At 61.4% G+C, this 21852-nt stretch carries 17 protein-coding genes and 1 riboswitch; of the genes, 10 read left to right on the top strand and 7 right to left on the bottom strand.

Features of this window, described 5'->3' with window-relative positions; genetic code table 11:
- The 5 genes from APH41_RS10850 to APH41_RS10830 form a co-directional block, all read left to right on the top strand.
- A partial coding sequence (locus APH41_RS10850; protein ID WP_054918880.1) for a carbamoyltransferase C-terminal domain-containing protein occupies nt 1-1250 on the top strand: 1250 nt, incomplete at its 5' end.
- Nucleotides 1251-2147 (top strand): GNAT family N-acetyltransferase, encoded by an 897-nt coding sequence (locus APH41_RS10845; protein ID WP_054918879.1) that lies wholly within the window; start codon nt 1251-1253, stop codon nt 2145-2147.
- Complete coding sequence (locus APH41_RS10840; protein WP_054918877.1) at nt 2144-3550, top strand: PIG-L deacetylase family protein; 1407 nt, start codon at nt 2144-2146, stop codon at nt 3548-3550. Before APH41_RS10845 ends, APH41_RS10840 begins: the two co-directional genes overlap by 4 nt.
- An 85-nt stretch (nt 3551-3635) precedes the next feature.
- Nucleotides 3636-4784, top strand: coding sequence for a glycosyltransferase family 4 protein (locus tag APH41_RS10835; RefSeq protein WP_054918876.1), 1149 nt, complete (start codon nt 3636-3638; stop codon nt 4782-4784).
- Nucleotides 4781-5662, top strand: a complete 882-nt coding sequence (locus APH41_RS10830) for a glycosyltransferase (protein ID WP_054918875.1) — start codon at nt 4781-4783, stop codon at nt 5660-5662. Before APH41_RS10835 ends, APH41_RS10830 begins: the two co-directional genes overlap by 4 nt.
- Nucleotides 5663-5782: 120 nt before the next feature.
- Here the strand turns inward: APH41_RS10830 and APH41_RS10825 are convergent, their stop codons facing one another.
- The gene (locus tag APH41_RS10825) at nt 5783-7624 is read right to left on the bottom strand and encodes an O-antigen ligase family protein (RefSeq protein ID WP_054918873.1); all 1842 of its coding nucleotides are present in this window, start codon (nt 7622-7624) and stop codon (nt 5783-5785) included.
- A gap of 158 nt (nt 7625-7782) precedes the next feature.
- Between APH41_RS10825 and msbA the strand changes: the two genes are divergently transcribed.
- Both msbA and hldE read left to right on the top strand, forming a co-directional pair.
- The gene (gene msbA / locus APH41_RS10820; RefSeq protein WP_054918872.1) at nt 7783-9588 is read left to right on the top strand and encodes a lipid A export permease/ATP-binding protein MsbA; all 1806 of its coding nucleotides are present in this window, start codon (nt 7783-7785) and stop codon (nt 9586-9588) included.
- 229 nt (nt 9589-9817) lie between these two features.
- On the top strand, nt 9818-11242 hold the full coding sequence (gene hldE, locus APH41_RS10815; protein ID WP_034125865.1) for a bifunctional D-glycero-beta-D-manno-heptose-7-phosphate kinase/D-glycero-beta-D-manno-heptose 1-phosphate adenylyltransferase HldE: 1425 nt from the start codon (nt 9818-9820) through the stop codon (nt 11240-11242).
- A 27-nt stretch (nt 11243-11269) separates the two neighbouring features.
- On the opposite strand, the gene APH41_RS10810 is transcribed toward hldE, so the two are convergent.
- The 4 genes from APH41_RS10810 to APH41_RS10795 are packed head-to-tail and all read right to left on the bottom strand — an operon-like array spanning nt 11270 to nt 14646.
- Complete coding sequence (locus tag APH41_RS10810; RefSeq protein ID WP_003188010.1) at nt 11270-12229, bottom strand: hypothetical protein; 960 nt, start codon at nt 12227-12229, stop codon at nt 11270-11272.
- Between the two features lie 41 nt (nt 12230-12270).
- Nucleotides 12271-13083 (bottom strand): aldo/keto reductase, encoded by an 813-nt coding sequence (locus APH41_RS10805; RefSeq protein WP_054896251.1) that lies wholly within the window; start codon nt 13081-13083, stop codon nt 12271-12273.
- The gene (locus APH41_RS10800) at nt 13080-14255 is read right to left on the bottom strand and encodes an FAD-binding oxidoreductase (protein WP_054896252.1); all 1176 of its coding nucleotides are present in this window, start codon (nt 14253-14255) and stop codon (nt 13080-13082) included. The genes APH41_RS10805 and APH41_RS10800 overlap by 4 nt, the downstream gene beginning before the upstream one ends.
- Before the next feature lie 55 nt (nt 14256-14310).
- A complete protein-coding gene (locus APH41_RS10795; RefSeq protein ID WP_003188013.1) occupies nt 14311-14646 on the bottom strand; it encodes a multidrug efflux SMR transporter in 336 nt (111 codons plus the stop codon).
- Nucleotides 14647-14749: 103 nt separating this feature from the next.
- Between APH41_RS10795 and APH41_RS10790 the strand changes: the two genes are divergently transcribed.
- Nucleotides 14750-15640, top strand: a complete 891-nt coding sequence (locus tag APH41_RS10790; RefSeq protein ID WP_054918871.1) for a LysR family transcriptional regulator — start codon at nt 14750-14752, stop codon at nt 15638-15640.
- Between the two features lie 23 nt (nt 15641-15663).
- On the top strand, nt 15664-16941 hold the full coding sequence (gene waaA, locus APH41_RS10785) for a lipid IV(A) 3-deoxy-D-manno-octulosonic acid transferase (RefSeq protein ID WP_054918870.1): 1278 nt from the start codon (nt 15664-15666) through the stop codon (nt 16939-16941).
- A 118-nt stretch (nt 16942-17059) separates the two neighbouring features.
- Here the strand turns inward: waaA and APH41_RS10780 are convergent, their stop codons facing one another.
- The gene (locus tag APH41_RS10780) at nt 17060-18499 is read right to left on the bottom strand and encodes a TolC family outer membrane protein (protein WP_032893875.1); all 1440 of its coding nucleotides are present in this window, start codon (nt 18497-18499) and stop codon (nt 17060-17062) included.
- A 196-nt stretch (nt 18500-18695) separates the two neighbouring features.
- Nucleotides 18696-18801: riboswitch (TPP riboswitch) on the top strand.
- A 149-nt stretch (nt 18802-18950) separates the two neighbouring features.
- On the opposite strand from APH41_RS10780, the gene thiC reads away from it, so the two are divergent.
- Entirely contained in the window at nt 18951-20840 is a 1890-nt protein-coding gene (thiC, locus tag APH41_RS10775; RefSeq protein ID WP_054918869.1) for a phosphomethylpyrimidine synthase ThiC, read from the top strand.
- Nucleotides 20841-21008: 168 nt separating this feature from the next.
- Here the strand turns inward: thiC and APH41_RS10770 are convergent, their stop codons facing one another.
- The gene (locus APH41_RS10770; protein WP_014716648.1) at nt 21009-21755 is read right to left on the bottom strand and encodes an RsiV family protein; all 747 of its coding nucleotides are present in this window, start codon (nt 21753-21755) and stop codon (nt 21009-21011) included.
- Nucleotides 21756-21852: the final 97 nt, after the last annotated feature.

Genomic DNA, 21852 nt, shown 5'->3' with positions numbered 1-21852 from the left:
ACGGCGAAAACGGCAAGATCCACAAGATCAAGGAATTCTACGATCCGGACTCCCTCGGCGGCCTGTACGGCGCAATCACCGAGTTCCTCGGTTTCGAAATGCTCGACGGTGAGTTCAAGGTCATGGGCATGGCGCCGTACGGCGATGCCAGCAAATACGACTTCTCGCGCCTGGCCTCCTTTGAAAACGGCGAACTGGTGATCAACACCGACTACGCCAACGTCATCGGCCTGCGCCGCTACAAAGAGAAGGGCAAGGGTTTCTACTTCTCGCCAAAACTGATCGAGTGGCTGGGGCCGAAACGCGAAGGCGACATCGCCGACGAACCGTACATCCACTATGCAGCCAGCATGCAGGCGCTGTTCGAAAAACTGGCCTTGCAGATGATCGACCACTACCTGGGCGACATCCTCAAGGACACCGGCAAGCTGGCCTTCGCCGGCGGCTGTGCGCTGAACGTCAAGCTGAACCAGAAAATCATTGCCCGTGACGACGTCAAAGAGCTGTTCGTACAGCCGGCTTCCGGCGATGCCGGCACCGCCGTCGGTGCGGCGGCCTACGTGTCCCATGCTCGTGGCGTACCGGTCGAGAAGATGGAACACGTCTACCTCGGCCCGTCCTACAGCAACGAAGACGTGATCGCCGCGTGCGCCAAGCACGAGAGCAAGCCGAACTGGCGCAAGATCGAGAACATGTCTAAGCGCATTGCCAAGATCATGGTCGACGGCAATCCGGTCGCCTGGTTCCAGGGCCGCATGGAGTTTGGCCCGCGTGCCTTGGGCGGTCGTTCGATCATCGGTTGCCCGAGTGCGACCGGCGTGGCGGATCGCATCAACCACCAGATCAAGTTCCGCGAGCGTTGGAGGCCTTTCTGCCCGTCGATGCTCGACACCGTGGCCCCACAGATGATCAAGGTCGATCACCCGGCGCCGTTCATGACCTTCACCTTTGAAGTGGCCGAAGAGTGGAAGACCCGTGTACCGGAAGTGGTGCACGAAGACGGTACTTCCCGCGCCCAGGTGCTCAAGCGCGAATACAACCCGCGCTACTACGACATGATGAAAGAGCTGGAAGTGCTGACCGGTAACGGCGTGTCCCTGAACACCTCGCTCAACCGCCGTGGCGAAGCGATGATCTGCTCGCCGACCGACGCGCTGAACATGTTCTTCGGCTCGGACCTGCAGTACCTGATCATGGAAGACATTCTGGTGGTCAAGGACGGCGTGGACCCTTATGACGCCGTGGTTTAAATGCTGAACCGCTTCCAGGGCTGGCGGGAACGTGGCTGGGCGCCTGTCGAGGCCGAGGTTTACGCCCAGGCCTGGCAGCGTTACGGCGGCAGCGTGGCGACCCATCCCCAGGTGATCGAGCGGCTGGCCGGCCTGGCGCAGATACCCGTGCGCTACCTGGGCTGGGAGCAAGGTGGTGAGCTCAAGGGGGCGATCGCCACCTGGGGGCGCGACCTGGCGCTGTCCAAGGACGTGCTCAAGCGCAGCGGCAAGAAAGGCCTGTTTGACCTGGGCAACGCCGAGATCATCCTGCCGATTGCCGCCGATGCGCAGGCACCGTTACGGCACCGTGCGCGCTACCTCTCGGCGTTGAACGAGGGGCGCGTGAGCACCCTCAAGCCTCAGGCCGAGCAATTGGCCATGGCGCGCACGCCCGAAGACCTGTCGAAGAAGTTTCGCTATAACCAGCGGCGTGAACTGCGCCTGTTGGAAGAGGCGGGCGGCGTGGTAAGGGCGGTCAGTGAGTTTTCCAGCGTAGAACTGGCGGCGATTTATTGCGACCTGTTCCAGCGTCGTTGGGGCTTCCCGGCGGCGGGCGCGGCGCGTCTGGCCGAGGTGCTGGAGTTGCTCAAGGAATTCCTGTTCGGCTCGGTGCTGTTTCTGAACGACGCGCCGATTGCAGTGCAATTGGTGTATCAGGTGCAGTCCAACGAGTGGTTCAGTGCCGAGTATGTCAATGGCGGCGTCGACCCTGAAACCCGTGCATTCAGCCCCGGCAGCGTGCTGAGTTTTCTCAATACCCAAGGTGCCTGGGAGCAGGCGCGGGCGGCGAACAAGTCGCTGCGCTTCTCCTTCGGGCGTTCCGACCGTGAATACAAGGAGCGCTGGTGCAACCCGGTGCCGGTGTTCAGTGTATGAGCCGTAAACAGCAACTGCTCAAGCGCCATCGGCGTAACAAGCGTATTGCGCTATTGATCGGCGTGCTGGTGTTGGTCGCCACCGGCGTACTGGTCGCCTGGTGGTTGCCGCTGATCCTTGCGGTGCTGCTGTGGGCCGCCCATGAAGCCTGGTTTGCCGATCACCTGTTTTACTCGCCCAAAGACAGCTATGAGTACGCGTTCCCGGCCGGCAGCGAACAGCCCGGCTTGCGCCTGGAGGCGGGCCGGCTGTTGCTGGATGCGCCGTTGGCGGCGGATGAAACCCTGATCGTCGGCATTGAGTTGAAAAGTACCTGGCTGGGGCGTTTCTTCGACCCTGCGGTGGACCTGTTGGGCCTGCAAAGCCCGGACCGGCAAGCCTTCGAGCGCGGCGTCGCTGGGCGGCGTTATCTGAACCTGGCCGGCGCCGCCGAAGCCTTGGCCGCGGGCAAGCTCGAATTGCGCGGGCGTTTTTGCCGGATAAAGGGGCAGCCGACGCTGTGGCGCTTTCGCCAGCCGGACTATCGCCAGCAACGTGTGATGGTGATCGCGCCCCATGCCGACGATGCCGAGCTGGCTGCGTTCAGCCTTTACAGCCAGGCGACTGAAAGCTGGATCGTCACGCTGACGGCCGGTGAAATCGAAGCTGAGCATTATCAGCACATGGGCCTGCCCAAGGTTGAAGCTGCGCGCCTCAAGGGCCGTTTGCGGGCCTGGGACAGCGTCGCCGTGCCCCGCTGGGCGGGCGTGCCCGAGGCGCAGTGCGTGCAGTTGGGGTACTTCTGCATGCAATTGCAAGCCATGCAGGCCGCGCCAGATCAGCCTCAAGCCTCCCGCGAAGCCGGTTTGGCCGATACGCGGCTGTTCCGCCAGTTCAATGGTTTTGCTCTGCCTGGCGATGCTGATGGTGCACCGACCTGGCATAACCTGATCGCCGACCTGCGGGCGCTGCTGCTCAAGGCGCGGCCCCAGGTCATCGTCTTGCCCACGCCGTTGCTTGACCCTCACGCCGACCATATCTGCGCCCACGCGGCAGTGCTGGAAGCCTTGCAGGGCCTGGAGTGGCAGCCCGACACATTGCTCGGCTACGCCAATCACCTGCATGATAACGACCGCTGGCCAATGGGCGATTCCGGCGCTGGCGTGGCGCTGCCGCCACGTTTCGATGGTGCTGTGGAACTGGTGCCGTGCAGTTTCGCTCTCGCCTTGAGCCAGCAGCAGGACAAGGCCATGGCCCTGGGCATGATGCACGACCTGCAGCCGCCAGCGCCGTTCAAGCGTCGAGTGCGTAGGTGGTTGCAGCAACTGCTGGCGGGCCGTAGTCCATCGCCCTATGGCGAGAACGAATTCTTCCGCAAGGCCGTGCGCCGTCACGAGCTGTTGTGGGTCCTGAAGCAGGACTGAGAGCCGATTGAAGGCAGGCCGTTATGCGCCTGTCGCCCTTTTTACCGGGCTGCATGCCCGTAGCCAGATCGCTGCATGGAGAGTTATGAAGCCTCGTTTCAAGGTTTTGCAGTTACAGCCGGACTACAACGTCAAGACCCATGACTTCGCGGACTTGGGTGAGCAAATCGTCAAATCCCTGCCGGCCGAGCGCTTCGAGGTGACCTCCGGATTTCTCAGTGGGCGCCCGCTGCCCGGCCAGCCCCTGAGCGTGGCCGAGCACTCCCATTATTTCGAGCTGCCGGAAAAGTCCCTCAAGGGCATTCGCTTTGGCGCCATGTGGCAGATTTACAAGTACTGCCGCGAGCAGAAGTTCGACGTGGTCATCTGTAACCGCTTCAAGTCGGTGAACATGATGCTGTCGCTCAACCGCTGGTTGAAGATCCCGCTGTGCATCGGCATCTCCCACGGCTTTGGCGAGTACGCCCGTGGTTACCGTCGGCGTCAGACCCAGCGCTGGGTCAGCCCGGCGTGGCGTTTTGTCGGGGTGTCCGAAGCGGTCAAGGACTACCTGGTAGACCTCAATTGCGGGTTCACCCCTGAGAACACCACCTACGTCACCAACGCGATCGACATTCCCCAGGCAGAGGCTTTGCAGCTGTCCCGTGAAGACGCACGCAAGGCCCTGGGCCTGCCGATGGATGCACGGATGATCGGCGCCCTGGGCCGCCTCGTGCCGATCAAAGGGCATACCCATCTGCTGCAGGCCTTCGCCACGCTCAAGGACAAATACCCTGAGGCGCAGGTGGGGATTATTGGTTCTGGCCGTGCCGAAGCCGACCTGCGTGCCGACATCGAGCGCCTCGGCCTGACCGGCCGTGCGCACTTGCTGGGCTTTCGCGAAGACGGCATGAAGTACGTGCGCGGCTTCGATATCTGGACCATGCCGTCGCTGTTCGAAGGCCTGGGCCTGGCCTTGCTGGAAGGCATGAGCGGCCACCTTCCGGTGATCGCCTCCAACGGCCCGGCGATGCTGCCACTGGTGCAGGGTGCGGGCGGCTTGTCCCATGATCCGGGCAACGTCGAACAATTGGCTGCGGCCCTGGACACTTACCTGGCCTTGAACGATGAACAATTGCGCGCCAAGGGGGAGGAGGTGTTCCGCTATCTGGAGGCCAACCACACCCTCGACGAGTTCAAGCACAAGTACCTGACCCTGATTGAAACCGGTTTGCGTGAAGTAGGTAGAGCATGAATCAGCAACAACCCCTGGTCTCGGTGATCATCGCTTCCTACAACCATGGCCAGTACATCGAGCAAAGCATTCTTAGCGTGCTGGGGCAGACCTACCCCAATATCGAGCTGTTGGTAGTCGACGACGGCTCCAAGGATGACAGCGTCGAACGCATCCAGCGCTTGCAGGCCGAGCACGGCTTTGATTTCCAGGTGCAGCAGAACCAAGGGCTCAGCGCGACCTTGAACGGTGCGATCGCTCGCGCCAAGGGTAGCCTGATCGCACCGTTCGGCTCGGATGACATCATGTTGCCGGACCGTATTGCCATCCAGGTGGCGTATATGGACGGCAAGCCGAAAGTGGGCATGTGTGCTGGCAATATCGAGCTGATCGACGGGGATGGCAACCTGCACCCGGAGAAGAAACAGCGTCGCGACGTGCCGTTTCGCCGTCTGGACTTCGATGACCTGTTCCTGGACCGCAAGCCGTTTCCACCGGCGCCGACCATGCTGATTCGTCGCGAAGTGCTGGAGGAGGTCGGTGGTTTCGACCCGCAGATTCCCCTGGAAGACTTGCTGATCCAACTGAAGATCACGGCGGCGGGCTACACCATCGACGCCCTTGACGTGGTGATGGCCAAGTATCGCCAGCACGCCAGCAACACGTACAAGAACCACCGCTACATGATCCAGAACATCCTCAAGACCTACGCCAAGTTCAGCGAGCACCCGGCCTATGACGCGGTTCGCTACAACTTCCTGAACTCGATGTTTCTCAAGACCGCCGACCGCGACCGCCCGTTGGCGCGGGAGGTGCTCAAGCAGATCCCTTTGAAGTTCTGGGGGCGCAAGACCTTGCGCGGGCTGGTGCGGTTGTATCTGGCGCCGCTCAAGAACTGAACCGACGCCGCCCCCTGTAGGAGCGAGCTTGCTCGCGAAAAACGTCAACGATAACGCGTACTTCCTGAATAAACGCGGCGCCGGTGAGTTTTTCGCGAGCAAGCTCGCTCCTACAGGTGTTTAAAGGCTCTGGACCTGCTCGCGGATTTTCGCAGTGGCCGCTGGGCTCGCCTCCAAGGCGTAACCTTTGACCAATTGTTCGAAGTGCGTTTCGAACAGCCAGTTGCGATCCTGAGGATAACGTTGCATGTGGCGCAGGTTACGTTGGCGCAAGGCGTAACGCAGTGAAGACGGGTAGATGCGCAGGTCAGCCACGTCGATCAGGGCGAACTCACCGTCGTCCATCAACAACACGTTACCCAAGTGCAGCGAACGGAAGTACACGCCGCGCTCGTGCAGTTGCGCCATGAACCGTCCAAAGCGCTCAACCAGTGATTCACGCAGGCTGCTGTCCAGGCTTTGCAGCGCTTGGCGCAACGTCAGGCCGGGCAACGGCGTGTAGCGCACCGCGCTGCTGGCGTCGCTCAGGCGGTAGAGCCCGAGGATGTGCGGCGTAGGAATGCCCAGGGTGCGCAGTTGCTCGCTGTTGCTGGCAAAGCGCTCGGAGTACGGGTTGAAGCTGCCGGAGGTGTACCAGCGGCGTGGGCGGAACAGCTTGAGGAAACTGCCGTCCTCCAGGCGCAGGACTTTGGGACCCAGGCCATCGGCCTCAATCACATGGGCGTTGCTGCAAAGTTGTTCAAACGCTGCGGGCTTGAGGTTCTGCACCGGCATGCGCAGCAGGCTGCGATGGCGCTGGGCGATGCTCAGGCCGGTGATAATTGCCAACGGAATCCACAGCAGGAACCAGTGCTCCTTAGGGCGCGACAGAATGCCGCCGCCTTCGGTCAGGCCCGCACCGATGCCGTAGGCCAGCAGTGACGAAGCCAGGATGAACAGCGGCTGGGCGCGTTGCTGCAGACTTTTGTATAGAGCCCAACCGAGCATGAAGGCCCAGGGGATAAAGCCGATGATGCCGACGTAATAAAGCACCCCGAGGGCGAAGCTGTGGGGTTCGCGCAGTTGGTAGCCATCGGATACGGTCAGGTATAGCTCGGAATCGTAGCTATGCCCAATCCAGGGGTGTTCGGCGATGAGCTGTAATGTCATGGTCCACAGTTCGAGTCGGAACGAGCTGCCGCGTCCAGTGATCATTTCGGGGAAAAACAACAAGAGCCCGGCTGCACCCAGCACCATACCGGCGAAAAGCATCGCTGCGCGGCGGTTACGGCTGACAAAGCTCAACCATAGGATGGCCAGCGTCAACGCTACTAATGCAGTACGTGAACCGGTTGCCAAAACCGCGGCGGTCATGACCGCCAGGGCCGGAACGCTGAACCACAGCACCTTGAGACGCTGGGTAGTCATGCAGACATACAGCCAGTACACCGTGAAAAAGCCAAACAGATGCGAGCTGAGCAGTGGGTTGTCCAGGGCGCCCAGGCCGCCGATCATGCGCATGCCGGGCGAATAACCCTTGGCGAACGCCACCAGGTTACCCAGGCTGACCACCAGCGCAATCACCGCAGCGCTGAAGAAGATCGGCTTGAACAATTCGTTGCGGTAATGCAGCAGCAGACCGCAGCCGCCAAACAGCATGAAGGTATTCAATGGTCGCTTGAACAGGTCAGTATCGGAACTGGGCGCCGGGCTCCAGAGCAGACTGGTCAACGCCCAGGCGGAGAACGCCAGGAACGCGATTGCCAGGGGCTCGCGCAGCAGGTCCTTGAATTCCCGAGGGCGCATGCACAACAGAAACAAGGTCGGTACGCTGAACAGGATGTAGACAATGCGGTGCAGTACATTGCGATTGCCGACAAAGAACAGTGCACTCAGGAGCAGCAGCAAGCCAACAGGCAAAATCCATAGGACCAGGAAGTCGAAAACGCGATTTGAGCCATAGGTAAGGCGCTTGGAGTGCATACAGTAAAGCCATTCCAGAAATAGAAAGCCGACCATCTTAAGCTAGTGGCTAAGTAATGTCGCCGGTAGGATCCAACCGGGCCGCGGCTTACGCCGGGTGCAAGTACAACAGAGAAGCTGTGCTAAAGTCAGCCTCCTTTTTCAAAACGCCGCGTGATATGACCGACTCCAGTCCGAGCGCAAGCCCTTCGAGCTTGAAAATATACTTCCGCCTGCTCAGTTACGTTAAGCCCTATATGGGCTTGTTCGCGTTGAGTATCCTTGGATTTCTGATTTTCGCGTCGACCCAACCGATGCTGGGTTACATCCTCAAGTACTTTGTCGACGGTCTCTCCAATCCGGAAGCTGTGCTATTCCCGACCGTGCCCTTTTTGCGCGACCTGCAATTGCTGCAGGCAGTGCCGCTGCTGATCATCCTGATCGCGGCCTGGCAGGGCCTTGGCTCGTTCCTGGGCAACTACCTGTTGGCCAAGGTCTCCCTGGGTCTGGTCCACGACTTGCGGGTGCAACTGTTCAACAACCTGCTGACGCTGCCCAACCGCTACTTCGATAATCACAACTCCGGGCATCTGATTTCCCGCATCACCTTCAACGTGACCATGGTCACGGGGGCCGCGACCGATGCTATCAAGGTGGTGATCCGCGAAGGCATGACGGTGATCTTCCTGTTCGCCTCCTTGCTGTACATGAACTGGCGCCTCACGTTGGTAATGATCGCGATCCTGCCGTTGATTGCCGTGATGGTCAGTACCGCCAGCAAGAAATTCCGTAAGCAGAGCAAGAAGATCCAGGTGGCCATGGGCGACGTGACCCATGTGGCCTCGGAGACCATCCAGGGCTACCGCGTGGTGCGCAGCTTCGGCGGTGAAATCTACGAACAGAAGCGCTTTTTCAAGGCCAGCCAGAGCAACACCAACAAGCAACTGCGCATGACCCGCACCGGGGCGATCTACACCCCGGCGCTGCAATTGGTGATCTACTCCGCCATGGCCGTGCTGATGTTCCTGGTGCTGTACCTGCGTGGCGACGCCTCGGCGGGTGACATGGTGGCCTACATCACTCTGGCGGGCTTGTTGCCCAAGCCGATCCGCCAGCTCTCGGAGGTCAGCTCGACTATTCAGAAAGGTGTGGCGGGCGCCGAAAGTATCTTCGAACAGCTGGACGAAGACGTGGAGGTCGACCACGGCACTCTCGAACGCGACAAGGTCAGCGGTCGCCTGGAAGTTCGTCACCTGAACTTCACCTACCCTGGCACCGATCGCCATGTGCTCAAGGACATCAGCTTCACCGCCGAGCCTGGGCAGATGATTGCGCTGGTGGGGCGCTCGGGCAGTGGCAAGTCGACCCTGGCCAGCCTGATCCCGCGCTTTTACCATCATGAAAGCGGTGAAATCCTGCTCGATGGCATCGAGATTGAAGACTACAAGTTGCTCAACCTGCGCAAACACATTGCCCAGGTCACCCAGCATGTGACCCTGTTCAGCGACACTGTGACCAACAACATCGCCTACGGCGACCTGGCCGGTGCACCTCGTGCCGATGTGGAAGCGGCGGCAGCGGATGCCAATGCGAAGGACTTCATCGATCAGTTGCCCAAGGGCTTCGATACCCAGGTGGGTGAGAACGGTGTGCTGTTGTCCGGCGGCCAGCGCCAGCGCTTGGCGATTGCCCGTGCATTGCTCAAGAACGCGCCGTTGCTGATCCTCGACGAGGCCACCTCGGCCCTCGATACCGAGTCCGAGCGGCATATCCAGGCGGCACTCGATAAGGTCATGCAAGGCCGCACGACCCTGGTGATCGCGCACCGTTTGTCCACCATCGAGAAGGCTGACCTGATCCTGGTGATGGACGACGGGCGGATTGTCGAGCGTGGTACCCATGGCGAGTTGTTGGCGCAGAACGGTTACTACGCCCGCCTGCATGCCATGGGTCTGGATGCACCGGTGCAGGCTGATATCACCTGATCCAACCGGCATCACGGTGTAAAGGAAATGTAGGAGCGAGCTCGCTCGCGAAAAACCTCAACGATAAACCGCGCTTCCTGAATAAACGCGGCGTCTGTGAGTTTTTCGCGAGCAAGCTCGCTCCTACAGAGAGCAAATCCCCTCCCACATTTGCCCTGCGGTGGTCGCAAGCCATCGCAAACCCTGTGCTAATATCGCGCCCCTGTTCATTTTGTATGTGGGTTGCTCCATGAAGTTGTCCATGCCGCGATTCAATCAAGCCGCTGTCTTGGTGGTCGGCGATGTCATGCTCGACCGTTACTGGCATGGTGGTACCTCACGGATTTCCCCTGAGGCTCCGGTACCGGTCGTCAAGGTCGAGCAAATCGAAGACCGCCCAGGTGGCGCTGCCAACGTCGCGCTCAATATTGCCGCCCTCGGCGCCCCGGCCTCCCTGGTGGGGGTGACCGGCGACGACGAAGCGGCCGAAAGTCTGGCCAACAGCCTGCAGGGTGCCGGCGTGCATGCGTTGTTCCAGCGCATCGCTCATCAGCCGACGATCGTCAAGCTGCGGGTCATGAGCCGTCACCAGCAGTTGCTGCGTATCGATTTCGAAGAACCCTTCGCCACCGATGCCCTGGCCCTCGGCGACCAGGTCGACGCGCTGCTCGACGGTATCAAGGTGCTGGTGTTGTCCGACTACGGCAAAGGCGCCTTGCAGAATCACCAGGTGTTGATCCAGGCCGCCAAGGCTCGCAACATTCCGGTGTTGGCCGATCCCAAGGGCAAGGACTTCTCGGTTTACCGAGGCGCCAGCCTGCTCACGCCCAACCTCAGTGAGTTCGAAACCATCGTCGGCGGTTGCGCTGATGAGCACGAACTGGTGAGCAAGGGCGCGGCGCTGATGGCCGATCTCGACTTGGGCGCCTTGCTGGTGACCCGTGGCGAGCACGGCATGACCCTGTTGCGTCCGGGTCACCCGGCGATGCACCTGCCGGCGCGTGCCCGTGAAGTGTTTGACGTGACGGGCGCCGGTGACACGGTAATCTCTACTCTGGCTGCGTCTATCGCGGCTGGCGAGGAACTGCCCCACGCCGTGGCCTTGGCTAACCTGGCCGCGGGCATTGTGGTGGGCAAGCTGGGTACTGCAGCCATCAGCGCACCTGAGTTGCGCCGTGCGATCCAGCGTTCCGAAGGCTCGGAGCGCGGTGTGCTGGGCCTGGAGCAGTTGCTGCTGGCAATTGACGATGCTCGAGCTCACAACGAAAGCATTGTGTTCACCAACGGCTGCTTTGACATCCTGCACGCCGGGCATGTGACGTACCTGGAGCAGGCAAGCGCCCAAGGCGATCGCTTGATCGTTGCGGTCAACGATGACGCTTCGGTCAGCCGCTTGAAAGGTCCTGGCCGCCCGATCAACAGTGTTGACCGGCGCATGGCGGTACTCGCGGGCCTGGGCGCGGTGGACTGGGTGATCAGCTTCTCCGAAGGCACCCCGGAAAACCTGTTGGCCCAGGTCAAGCCCGACGTGCTGGTCAAGGGTGGTGACTACACTGTCGATCAGGTAGTCGGTGCGGACATCGTCAGCGCCTACGGCGGCACGGTCAAAGTGCTGGGGTTGGTTGAAAACAGCTCCACCACTGCGATTGTCGAGAAGATCCGCAACAACGAGTGATACCCCGTGGGGCGAGCCTGCTCGCCCCTAGCTTTTCTTCGGCACGATCTTGCGCAGCATCTGCCGTGCCTTGCCGGTCAAGCGCTTGAGCTTCGAGTCTTTTTCCGGTTCTGCCAGGCCCTGCTGCCTGAGCCAATCCTTCCAGCGAATCCGCTCATCGCGCACCAGCCAGCCTTCTTGCTGGGCAAAACTTTCCGCCAGATAGAGGCCGCGCGTGCTGGCCGGGTACAGTTGGTCTTTCTTGACCGTGTACAACTCTGCCAGTGGCTCGCCATCTTTGAGCGGCATCAAGTACAGGTCCGGGCGCTGACGGTCCAGGCGCGCCACCAGTTGGTCACCCTCCAAACGCTCATCCACATGAAACAAGCTGAGGGACTTGGCTTCCTTCGGCACTTCCAGGCGCAGGTCATAAATCAATTGCAGCGAGGCGGTCGGCAGGTGCACATAGGCCCGTGGGCGCTCGATCAGTTGCATGGTGGCGCAGCGTACCGGGCGTGCGGCGCCGGACAAGGGGCTGAGCCGAAACGGTAGGGCCTCGCGGTAATGCAGGGCGGCGGAGTAGGGCGCCGGCAGCCAGGTGTCGTTGAAGCGCCCGCCGAGCCAGCCTTCTGGGGTTTCGAGCAGACACTCTTCGGCAATTTCCTGGATGGCGGTGTGCAGCGGCAGGTTCAGTTCATGGGCCGGGACGTAGCCGGAGATCAGCTTGAGCACCACATCGCCACGGTCCTGGCGGCGTTGGCGCACCAGCACCCAGTAGTCCTTGTTTTGCCAGTGCAGGGTCAGGCGTACCGAGACGCCGAGGTTCGCCAGTTCCAGGGCGAAGCGTTCGGCATCTGGTACCTCGACCGGCTTGCGCCGTTGCAGGGTCTGGGCGAAGTTGAGCGGCATGCCGACGCTCTGGTAGCTCAGGCCTTCGGGGGTGGCTTCGACGTGCAGCGGCAGTGTCTTGAAGTTGCTGGGGTTCTTTCTTATGAGCGTACGCGGCATGTCGGCTCCTTCTTGCGACGGGGTCGGCCGCGTGGGCGGCATCAGAGTTGACGAATGACCCGGGCAGCAGTTGCTACGTTATGGGCCAGGTGCAGCGGATTAATGGTCCCGACAATAGCACTGGCGACGCCCGTTTGCGCGAACAACAAGGTGAAACTGGCCTGAATTGGATCCATTCCCGGTTCCAGGCATACGTGGCCGCTGGCCAGAGCTTTTTTCACCAGGATGCCCTTGCCGTGGGCGGCCGCATAGTCGATCACGGCCTTCTCAGCCTGTTCGTTGAGGTTGTAGGTGACCATCGCGCAGTCGCCCTGTTCCAGCGCTTTCACGCCGCCCTCGACGGTTTTGCCGGAGAAGCCGAAGCCGCGAATCTTGCCGTCTTTCTTCAACTGCTCCAGGGTCTGGTAAACCTCGCAATCGTTGAGGATATGCAAGTCGTTGCCGTCGGAGTGCACCAGCACCAGGTCGATAAAATCCGTTTCAAGTCGTTTCAGACTGCGTTCGATCGACATCCGCGTATGGGCCGCGCTGAAATCGTGATGGGAGACGCCATTGGCAAACTCTTCGCCAACCTTGCTGACGATGACCCAGTCCTTGCGCTGGTCACGCAGCAGCGGCCCCAGGCGCTCTTCGCTCATGCCATAGGCCGGTGCGGTGTCGATCAGGTTGATGCCCAGCTCGCGGGCCTGGCGCAACAGCATGCGGGCCTCGTCGTCGCCAGGGATCTGAAAGCCGTTGGGGTATTTCACCCCTTGGTCGCGGCCCAACTTGACGGTGCCCAGGCCCAGGGGTGACACCATCAGGCCGGTGCTGCCCAGGGGGCGATGCAGGTCGTGCAGGGTTGGCAGGCTCATGGCAACAGTTGCTCCCAGGCGGGTTGGCCGATTGCCGGTGCTGGCAGCTCGGGCAGCGGGGTATTGGCGCCTGGGCGGATGCCGTCGCGCTCCAGAGCGTGGAGTACGCGGTCGGCGAAGTCCGGCGCCAGGGCCAGTTTGGTGGGCCAGCCCACCAGCAGACGGCCGTCTTCGGCAAGGAACGCGTTATCGGGACGGCTCAGCCCCGATTGCAGCGGCTCGGCGCGATCCACCCGCAGGGTGGCCCACTGAGTCTGGCTCATGTCGATCCAGGGCAGCAGTTGCGCCAGCTCTTTTTGCGCGGTGGCGATCTGTTCTTGCGGCGTACGCGCCACACCGTCAGCCTCGGCGATATCGCCGCCCATGTACCACACCCAGTTGCCGTCGGCGGCCGGGTGGGTGGTTACGGTGATCCGCGGCTTGGTGCCGCCGCCCAGGCAGTGGGCGTACAGCGGCTTGAGGCCGGGGCCTTTGGCGATGATCATGTGCAGCGGGCGTTTTTGCATGGCCGGCTGGCTATGGCCCAGGGCGGCGAGCAAGTCTGCCGTGCCGCCGCCAGCGCTCAGGACTATGCGTTGGGCGCGGATTTCACGGCCATCGACCTTCAAGCCCACCAGGGTGCCACCCTCCAGCAACGGTTCGATGTGCTGACCAGCAAGCAGACCGTCACCGGCCAATTGCGCCAGGCGGTTGATCAGGCTGGGCACGTCCACCACCAGCTCGGCCAGGCGATAGACCTTGCCTTTGAAGCGACGGTCCTGCAGCGCCAAGGGCAGTTCGTCGCCCTTGACCTGATCGACGCGGCCACGCACGGCCTTGCTGGCAAAAAAGCTGGTGAGGTTGCCGGCAATCGTGCCGGGCGACCACAAGTAATGCGCCTGGGACAGCACGCGCACACCGGACAGGTCCAGCTCGCCGCTGCCGGCCAGGGCTTCACGCCAGCGGCGCGGCATATCGGCAATGGCTTCGGAGGCGCCGGTGAGCGCGCCATGCAAGGCGTATTTCGCACCGCCGTGAATGATCCCCTGGGACTTCAGGCTTTGCCCGCCGCCCAGGGTGGCGCTTTCCACCAGTACCGTGGAAAACCCCTGGCCGCGCAGGCGCGCATTGAGCCAGAGGCCGGCAACCCCGGCGCCGACAATCAGAACGTCGGTGGAAATAACGGATGGCATCGGCGACCTCAGTGTTCAAGACAAGAGGCGCAGTATACAGGCTGTTGAGTGGCGGTCAGTGCCCGGCGGTTTTGGAGAACAGCTGAATCACCACCACACCCAGCACAATCAGGCCCATCCCCAGCATCGCCGGCACATCCAGCTTCTGCCCGTAGATGAACAACGCCGCGATGCTGACCATCACGATGCCCATCCCGGCCCATACCGCGTACGCCACGCCGACCGGCACGGTGCGCACCACCAGGGTCAGCATCCAGAACGCCACGCCGTAACCGACGATCACCAGCAGCAACGGAATAGGGGTGCTCCAGCCTTTGATGGCTTTCATGGAAACGGTGGCGATCACTTCCGAGCAGATGGCGATGGCCAAGTAGTAGTAGGCGGCATTCATGGGGCAATCCTCGACGTGATGCGCATTTGATAAGGTCGGCATTCTAGAGGTTCGCCAGATGGGGTAAAGTCATTACCTATCTGGAATTGAGATGGGTTGAGCCATGAGCGTGCAATGGGATCTGGAGCAGATGCGGCTGTTTGTCAGCGTCGCCGAGCAGCGTTCGTTTTCTGCCGTGGCCCGTGGGCAGCGCAAGGCGCAATCGGCGGTCAGCAGTGGCATTGCCCTGCTGGAGGCTGACTTGGGCGTTGTCCTGTTCGACCGTAGCAGCGGCCGGCAACCGCGCCTGACCGAGGCCGGCAGTGTGTTGCTGGAGGAAGCGCGTGAGGTGCTGCGCCAGTGTGAGCGCCTCACGGGCCGGGCGTTGTCGTTGACCCGCGGCGAGGAAGCCTGCCTGCGCCTGGCTCAGGATGAGGCGATGTTGTTCCAGCCTGTGCTCGACAGCCTGGAGGCGCTGGCGGTGCACTACCCGCTTTTAGAGGTGCAGTTGTCCAGCGCGGCTCAGGGCGATGTGGCGCGCAAGCTGGTGGAGCGCAAGGCGGACCTGGGGCTGTTGTTCTATCACGATCAGATTCCCGAAGCCCTGGAGCGAAGGGTGGTGGGCAGTGTGGAAATGGTCACGGTGTGCGGAGTCAATCACCCGTTGGCCAAGGAGCAGTACGTGACGTGCCAACACCTGGCCCAGTTTCGGCAGTTGCTGATGTCGACCCAGACCAGCGTCTACCCCGGCAGCGAGGCGGCCAGCCCCTTGGTATGGCGTGCTGACAGCTTCTATGTATTGGCCGAATGGCTGATGAGTGGCCTGGGCTGGGCCTGGCTGCCTCGGCATATCGTGCAATACCCGACCTACCAGCAACAGATGGTCGAATTGGCCAGCGAATGGACCCCGCCCGCCCTGGTGGTGGAACTGGTGTGGCGCCGCGACGAGCACCTGGGGCCCGCCGCTCGCTTCTTGGCCAAACGTTTTGCCGAGTGCTTGCAGGCGATCGACTGAAAAAGCCGATAAACTCCGCCGCCATGAATAGAACTCTCTACAGCTGTCTGTTTTACCTGGCGCTGCCGTTGGTGGCTTTACGCTTGTGGTTGCGTGCGCGCAAAGCGCCGGCCTATGCCAAGCGGGTGGGCGAGCGGTTTTCCTATGGCTTGCCGGTGATGCGGCCCGGCGGGATCTGGGTGCACGCGGTGTCGGTCGGCGAAAGCATTGCCGCCGCCCCGATGATTCGCGGCTTATTGGAGCGTTATCCACAGCTGCCGATGACTGTCACCTGCATGACACCCACAGGTTCCGAGCGTATCCAGGCGCTATTTGCCAACGAACCGCGCATCCAGCACTGCTATTTGCCGTACGACTTGCCCTGCGCCGCCAAGCGTTTTCTCGACCGCGTGCAGCCTACGCTGGCGGTGATCATGGAAACCGAGCTGTGGCCCAACCATATCCATGCCTGCGCCCAGCGCGGTATCCCGGTGGCGCTGGCCAATGCGCGGCTGTCGGCGCGTTCGGCCAAGGGGTATGCGCGATTTGCCAAGCTGACGGCGCCGATGCTGGCAGAAATGAGCTTGTTCGCGGTACAGACCGAGACAGAGGCCGAACGTTTTCGCGGCCTGGGCGCACGGCCTGAAACCGTGGAAGTGACCGGCTCGATCAAGTTCGACCTGAGCATCGACCCTCAGTTGACGGCCCGCGCCGCCGCCCTGCGTGAACAATGGGGCGCCAGCGAGCGTCCGGTCTGGATCGCCGCCAGTACCCACGAAGGTGAAGACGACGTGGTGCTGGCAGCTCATCGCCAGTTGCTGGCGAACTATCCCAATGCACTGCTGATTCTGGTGCCCCGTCATCAGGAGCGCTTTGGCCCGACGTTTGAGCGCTGCGTGCAGCAAGGGTTTGCCACCGTGCGTCGCTCCAGCGGTGAGCCGGTCACCGAGCAAACCGCGGTGCTGCTTGGCGACACCATGGGCGAATTGCTGTTTCTTTACGCCCTGGCCGACAGCGCATTTGTCGGCGGCAGCCTGGTACCGACCGGCGGGCACAACCCGCTGGAACCGGCGGCGCTGGGTAAACCGGTGATCATGGGCCCGCATGTCTTCAACTTCCTCGACATCACCGCGATGATGCGCGACGCCGGGGCTTTGCGAGAGGTGGACGATGCCGATGGGCTGGCCGAAGCGGTGCGACAGTTGTTTGAGTTGCCCCAGGACGCACGCAAGATGGCGCAGGCTGGGCTCAAGGTGATGCAGGCCAACCAGGGCGCGTTAAAGCGTTTACTGGATGGCTTGGACAAACTGATCAAACACTGACCACACCAACCCAATGTGGGAGCTGGCTTGCCTGCGATAGCATCACCTCGGTGTACCAGATATACCGAGGTGTCTGCATCGCAGGCAAGCCAGCTCCCACATGGGTTCGGCGGTGCGCTTAATAGCCGGGGCGGGCCTTGAGCTGTTCGGCAGCGGCTTTGGCGAGGTCCGGCGGCAGGAAGTCTTTGTCCGGGTTGTAGTCGGCCTTGAGGTAGCGCGCCAGATCCTGCAAATCCCCTGGGTTGAGCGTGCCTGCCGCCTGCTTCAAGCGCAGGTTATCGAGGATGTAGTCGTAGCGGCTGTTGTTGTAGTTGCGCACCGACGCGTACAACTGGCGCTGTGAATCCAGTACGTCGACGATGTTGCGCGTGCCCACCTGATAGCCGATTTCCGTGGCTTCCACCGCGCTCTGGTTGGAGATGATCGACTGACGGCGTGCCTGTACCTGCTCCACATCGGTGTTGACTGCACGGTGCAGGTTACGGGTGTTTTCCACTACCTGGCGGCGTAGGCCTTCGCGCTGTTGCTCGGTCTGGTCGAGGCGCGAATAGGATTCGCGCACTTGCGAACTGGTGAGGCCGCCGCTGTAGATCGGGATGTTCAAGCGCAGGCCGACGGTGCGTTGCGACACATCGCCACCGTACGGGATGGGCAACTGATTCGGGTTGCTGAAGCCCAGGGCGTCGTTGTCGCCTTTTTCGTATTGCGCAACCGCATCGAGCGTCGGCAAGTGGCCGGCCTTGCGCTGCCGGAGGGTCTCTTCGGCGGCGGTTACCGCGTAATTGCTGGCGAGCAGGTTAAGGTTCTGGCGCCCGGCAGTTTCGACCCAGGCCTTGGCGTCGTTCGGTGCCGGCGGCAGCACCGGCAGCGTGTGGACGATACCCTGAATCGAGTTGTATTGGCGGTTGGTCAGGGTGATCAGCGCTTCGAAAGCGTCGTCCACCTGACGCTGGGCCAGGATGCGGTTGGCCCGGGCAGTGTCGTAGCTGGCCTGGGATTGCAGCACATCGGTCTTGTCCGACAGGCCCACATCGAAGCGTTCGTTGGACTGGTCGAGCTGGCGCTTGAAGGCATTTTCTTCGGCCTTGGTCGACGCCAGGTTGTCCTGGGCGCGCAGCACGGCGAAGTAGCTCTCGGCACTTTGCAAAATCAGGTTCTGCTCGGAGGCCGACAGTTGCAGCGAGGCTTGCTCGTTAACGGCTTGGGCGGCTTGCAGCTGGAACCAGCGGTCGGCACGGAACAGCGGCTGGCTCAGGGTGGCCCGCCAGGAGTGGGCGTCACGGTTGGCCGTGGCGGCCGGTTGGTCGATCTGGGTACGTACGTTATTGCTGTCGGCGCCGGCCGACAGATTCGGCAGCAAACCTGCGCGGGCCTGGGGCACTACTTCTTTTTGCGCGCCGTACTGCGCACGGGCAGCGGCCAGGTCGGCGTTGTTGTTCGCCGCTTCCTGATAGACGCTGACCAGGTCGGTATTGGCGGACAAGGGCGCTTCAGCTGCCCAGACCAGTCCGTTGGTCGCACAAGACACGGCAACAGCCAGTGAGAGTTTGCGCAGCATGAGGCGATCCCTAGTAAGAATATTACGGTGATAATTCAGCGCCCAAGGCTAAGGCTGGCCATGCCTGGCGTCAAGCCTTGAGGCCGTGCCCGAGTGTAGTGGCCGTACCGTCACACAACAATCCCACGATCACGCCATTCATCACGCTGAATGCACCGCTATTGGCAATTTGCCCACGCCATGGTCTAGACTGGCCGCGTTCTTGTCGGGGTGCCTTGTTGGAAGGCTGAGATCGGTAAATACCGGATCCCGTTGAACCTGATCAGGTTAGCGCCTGCGTAGGGAACAAGATTTCTCGTCACCCGGCGAGTCCTCTTGTGCTTCGTCCGGGATGTTGTTCGACAATCGAACAGCCCTCGTGTGCCAAGCACAGCACTGGTTCCAGTGCGTCCGTCCGTCACAGGTTCGCTCCGACAAAAATCCACCGCCTGGATAAGTTGGAGAGCCTGTGATGAGTACAAAACTAAAAAATACCGTGCACCTGAGTGAATCGGCCAAGGTCGACTCCGGCTCCGTGCAGCCATTTACCCGCTCGCAAAAAATCTACGTGCAGGGCTCCCGCCCGGATATTCGCGTGCCGATGCGTGAAATCAGCCTGGATGTGACCCCCACTGAGTTTGGTGGCGAAATCAACGCCCCTGTAGTGGTCTACGATACCTCCGGCCCCTATACCGACCCCAATGTCATCATCGACGTGCGCAAAGGCTTGGCCGATGTGCGCTCGCCGTGGATCGAAGAGCGTGGTGACACCGAGCGGCTGGCCTGCTTGAGTTCACGCTACGGCCAGGAACGTCTGGATAACCCCGACCTGGCCTACCTGCGCTTTGCCCACCTGCAAAACCCGCGTCGGGCCAAGGCCGGCGCCAACGTCAGCCAGATGCACTACGCGCGTAAAGGCATCATCACGCCAGAAATGGAATACGTGGCCATCCGCGAAAACATGAAGCTTGAGGAAGCTCGCGCCAGCGGCCTGCTCAAGCAACAACATGCCGGGCACAGCTTCGGCGCCAGTATTCCGAAAATCATCACGCCCGAGTTCGTGCGCGAAGAAATCGCCCGCGGCCGCGCAATCATCCCGGCCAACATCAACCACACTGAGCTGGAACCGATGATTATCGGCCGTAACTTCCTGGTGAAGATCAACGGCAACATCGGCAACAGCGCCTTGGGTTCGTCCATTGAAGAAGAAGTGGCGAAGATGACCTGGGGCATTCGCTGGGGCTCGGACAACATCATGGACCTGTCCACTGGCAAGCATATCCATGAAACCCGCGAGTGGATTATCCGTAATTCGCCCGTGCCGATCGGCACCGTGCCTATCTATCAGGCCCTGGAAAAAGTCGACGGCGTTGCTGAAGACCTGACCTGGGAGCTGTTCCGCGACACCCTGATCGAACAGGCCGAGCAAGGCGTGGACTACTTCACCATTCACGCCGGCGTACTGCTGCGCTACGTGCCGCTGACCGCCAAGCGCGTCACCGGCATTGTCAGCCGTGGCGGCGCGATCATGGCCAAGTGGTGCTTGGCCCATCACAAGGAAAACTTCGCCTACACGCACTTCGAAGAGATCTGCGAAATCATGAAGGCCTATGACGTCAGCTTCTCCCTGGGGGATGGCCTGCGCCCGGGGTCGGTGGCCGATGCCAACGACGCTGCGCAATTCGGTGAACTGGAGACTCTGGGCGAGCTGACCAAGATCGCCTGGAAGCACGACGTACAAACCATGATCGAAGGCCCCGGCCATGTGCCGATGCAACTGATCAAAGAGAACATGGACAAGCAGCTGGAGTGCTGCGACGAGGCGCCGTTCTACACCCTCGGCCCGCTGACCACTGATATTGCGCCGGGCTACGACCACATCACCTCGGGTATCGGTGCGGCGATGATCGGCTGGTTCGGTTGCGCCATGCTCTGCTACGTCACGCCCAAGGAGCACTTGGGGCTGCCGAACAAGGATGACGTGAAGACCGGGATCATCACCTACAAGATTGCGGCCCACGCGGCCGACCTTGCCAAAGGCCACCCTGGCGCGCAGATTCGCGATAACGCCCTGAGCAAGGCGCGCTTCGAATTCCGCTGGGAAGACCAGTTCAACCTCGGCCTGGACCCGGACACCGCACGGGCATTCCACGACGAGACGTTGCCCAAGGAATCGGCCAAGGTCGCGCATTTCTGCTCCATGTGTGGGCCTAAATTCTGCTCGATGAAGGTCACCCATGAGGTGCGTGAGTACGCGGCCAACCAGCGCATCGATGCGGTGGATGTGGATGTGGCCAAGGGCTTGGCCGAGCAGGCTGAGCGGTTCAAGCAGGAAGGTAGCCAGCTCTACAAAAAGGTCTGATCCATAGGCGGCGGTGCCTGCACCGCCGTCATCGCGGGCAAGCCCGGCTCCCACAGTTGGCCTAAGTGGACACAGATTTTGTGTTCACAGCCGGTCCCCTGTGGGAGTCGGGCTTGCCCGCGATAGCGATCTGACAAACACCCAATCTCCCCCTGCAATAACAACCGATCAGCGGCGTGCCGGCATCAGCTCAGGCTTGATCACGCCGGTGAGGCGCGTATAGGGCAGGGTGATTTCGATCAGCCCCTGTGCGTAAGGGGCGATGGTACTGACGTTGTACTTGAGCACCACGCCGCCGCTGGTCAGGGCCACGTTCGGGGTTTTCTGGAACGGCCAGCTCTTCACGAACTCCGGATCGCGATCCATCTTGGTGCTGATCAACCAGCTGTTGTGGGCAACTTTAGCGGTATTCCAGAAGGCCTGCTCCTGGCCGGGCAACAGCATGTCGGCCAGGGTCAGTTCCTTATGCAGAATCCGTGAATAGTTGATAAACCCGCGGCCTGGCTCGCCGTGGGCGACGCCGGTGTCCAGGTAACTGGACACTTCAACGATCACCAGTCCGTCATGCTGGTCACGTACCTTGGCTTGCAAGTACATGCCATGGCGGTCCGGCGACTCACGCAGGAAGGTGTTCCGGTAGGCGTTCAGGCTCGCCGGGACGCTGGCGCCAGGCGTGGTGCGGGTCATTTGCAGCAAACGCTGTTCCACCAGGCTGTCGAGTTGTGGCTCGGTGGGGAAATGCACGGTGTCGATGTTCACCAGCGGGCAGGCCGGGCTGTCACAGCCGGGCTTGATCTGCTCGGATTTGTCGGTGGTAACGTCCAGCGGCTTGAGATAGGCCGGTTGGAACAGGCTCTGGCAAGCACCCAGGGTCAAGGCAATACAGGCCACGGAGGCGATTTTTAAAAGCGACATGTGTGTCCTTCGTAAATCGATGGAAAGCGAAAAGAGTAGCGCTTGGACTGCCAACGTGGCCGCCAGTTCGCCACTAAACTGATTGCAGTGAGTTTGA

This window comes from Pseudomonas sp. NBRC 111138 (assembly GCF_001320835.1).
Classification (GTDB): Bacteria; Pseudomonadota; Gammaproteobacteria; order Pseudomonadales; family Pseudomonadaceae; genus Aquipseudomonas; species Aquipseudomonas paracarnis.
Note: the sequence above shows the minus strand (reverse complement) of the source record. Positions and strands in the feature narration are given on the sequence as shown.

What these genes read in the sequence shown, in the direction of transcription:
- APH41_RS10845 (WP_054918879.1), top strand. Translation starts at nt 1,251, where the DNA reads ATGCTGAACCGCTTCCAGGGCTGGCGGGAACGTGGCTGGGCGCCTGTC.
- APH41_RS10840 (WP_054918877.1), top strand. Translation starts at nt 2,144, where the DNA reads ATGAGCCGTAAACAGCAACTGCTCAAGCGCCATCGGCGTAACAAGCGT.
- APH41_RS10835 (WP_054918876.1), top strand. Translation starts at nt 3,636, where the DNA reads ATGAAGCCTCGTTTCAAGGTTTTGCAGTTACAGCCGGACTACAACGTC.
- APH41_RS10830 (WP_054918875.1), top strand. Translation starts at nt 4,781, where the DNA reads ATGAATCAGCAACAACCCCTGGTCTCGGTGATCATCGCTTCCTACAAC.
- APH41_RS10825 (WP_054918873.1), bottom strand. Translation starts at nt 7,624, where the DNA reads ATGCACTCCAAGCGCCTTACCTATGGCTCAAATCGCGTTTTCGACTTC.
- msbA (WP_054918872.1), top strand. Translation starts at nt 7,783, where the DNA reads ATGACCGACTCCAGTCCGAGCGCAAGCCCTTCGAGCTTGAAAATATAC.
- hldE (WP_034125865.1), top strand. Translation starts at nt 9,818, where the DNA reads ATGAAGTTGTCCATGCCGCGATTCAATCAAGCCGCTGTCTTGGTGGTC.
- APH41_RS10810 (WP_003188010.1), bottom strand. Translation starts at nt 12,229, where the DNA reads ATGCCGCGTACGCTCATAAGAAAGAACCCCAGCAACTTCAAGACACTG.
- APH41_RS10805 (WP_054896251.1), bottom strand. Translation starts at nt 13,083, where the DNA reads ATGAGCCTGCCAACCCTGCACGACCTGCATCGCCCCCTGGGCAGCACC.
- APH41_RS10800 (WP_054896252.1), bottom strand. Translation starts at nt 14,255, where the DNA reads ATGCCATCCGTTATTTCCACCGACGTTCTGATTGTCGGCGCCGGGGTT.
- APH41_RS10795 (WP_003188013.1), bottom strand. Translation starts at nt 14,646, where the DNA reads ATGAATGCCGCCTACTACTACTTGGCCATCGCCATCTGCTCGGAAGTG.
- APH41_RS10790 (WP_054918871.1), top strand. Translation starts at nt 14,750, where the DNA reads ATGAGCGTGCAATGGGATCTGGAGCAGATGCGGCTGTTTGTCAGCGTC.
- waaA (WP_054918870.1), top strand. Translation starts at nt 15,664, where the DNA reads ATGAATAGAACTCTCTACAGCTGTCTGTTTTACCTGGCGCTGCCGTTG.
- APH41_RS10780 (WP_032893875.1), bottom strand. Translation starts at nt 18,499, where the DNA reads ATGCTGCGCAAACTCTCACTGGCTGTTGCCGTGTCTTGTGCGACCAAC.
- thiC (WP_054918869.1), top strand. Translation starts at nt 18,951, where the DNA reads ATGAGTACAAAACTAAAAAATACCGTGCACCTGAGTGAATCGGCCAAG.
- APH41_RS10770 (WP_014716648.1), bottom strand. Translation starts at nt 21,755, where the DNA reads ATGTCGCTTTTAAAAATCGCCTCCGTGGCCTGTATTGCCTTGACCCTG.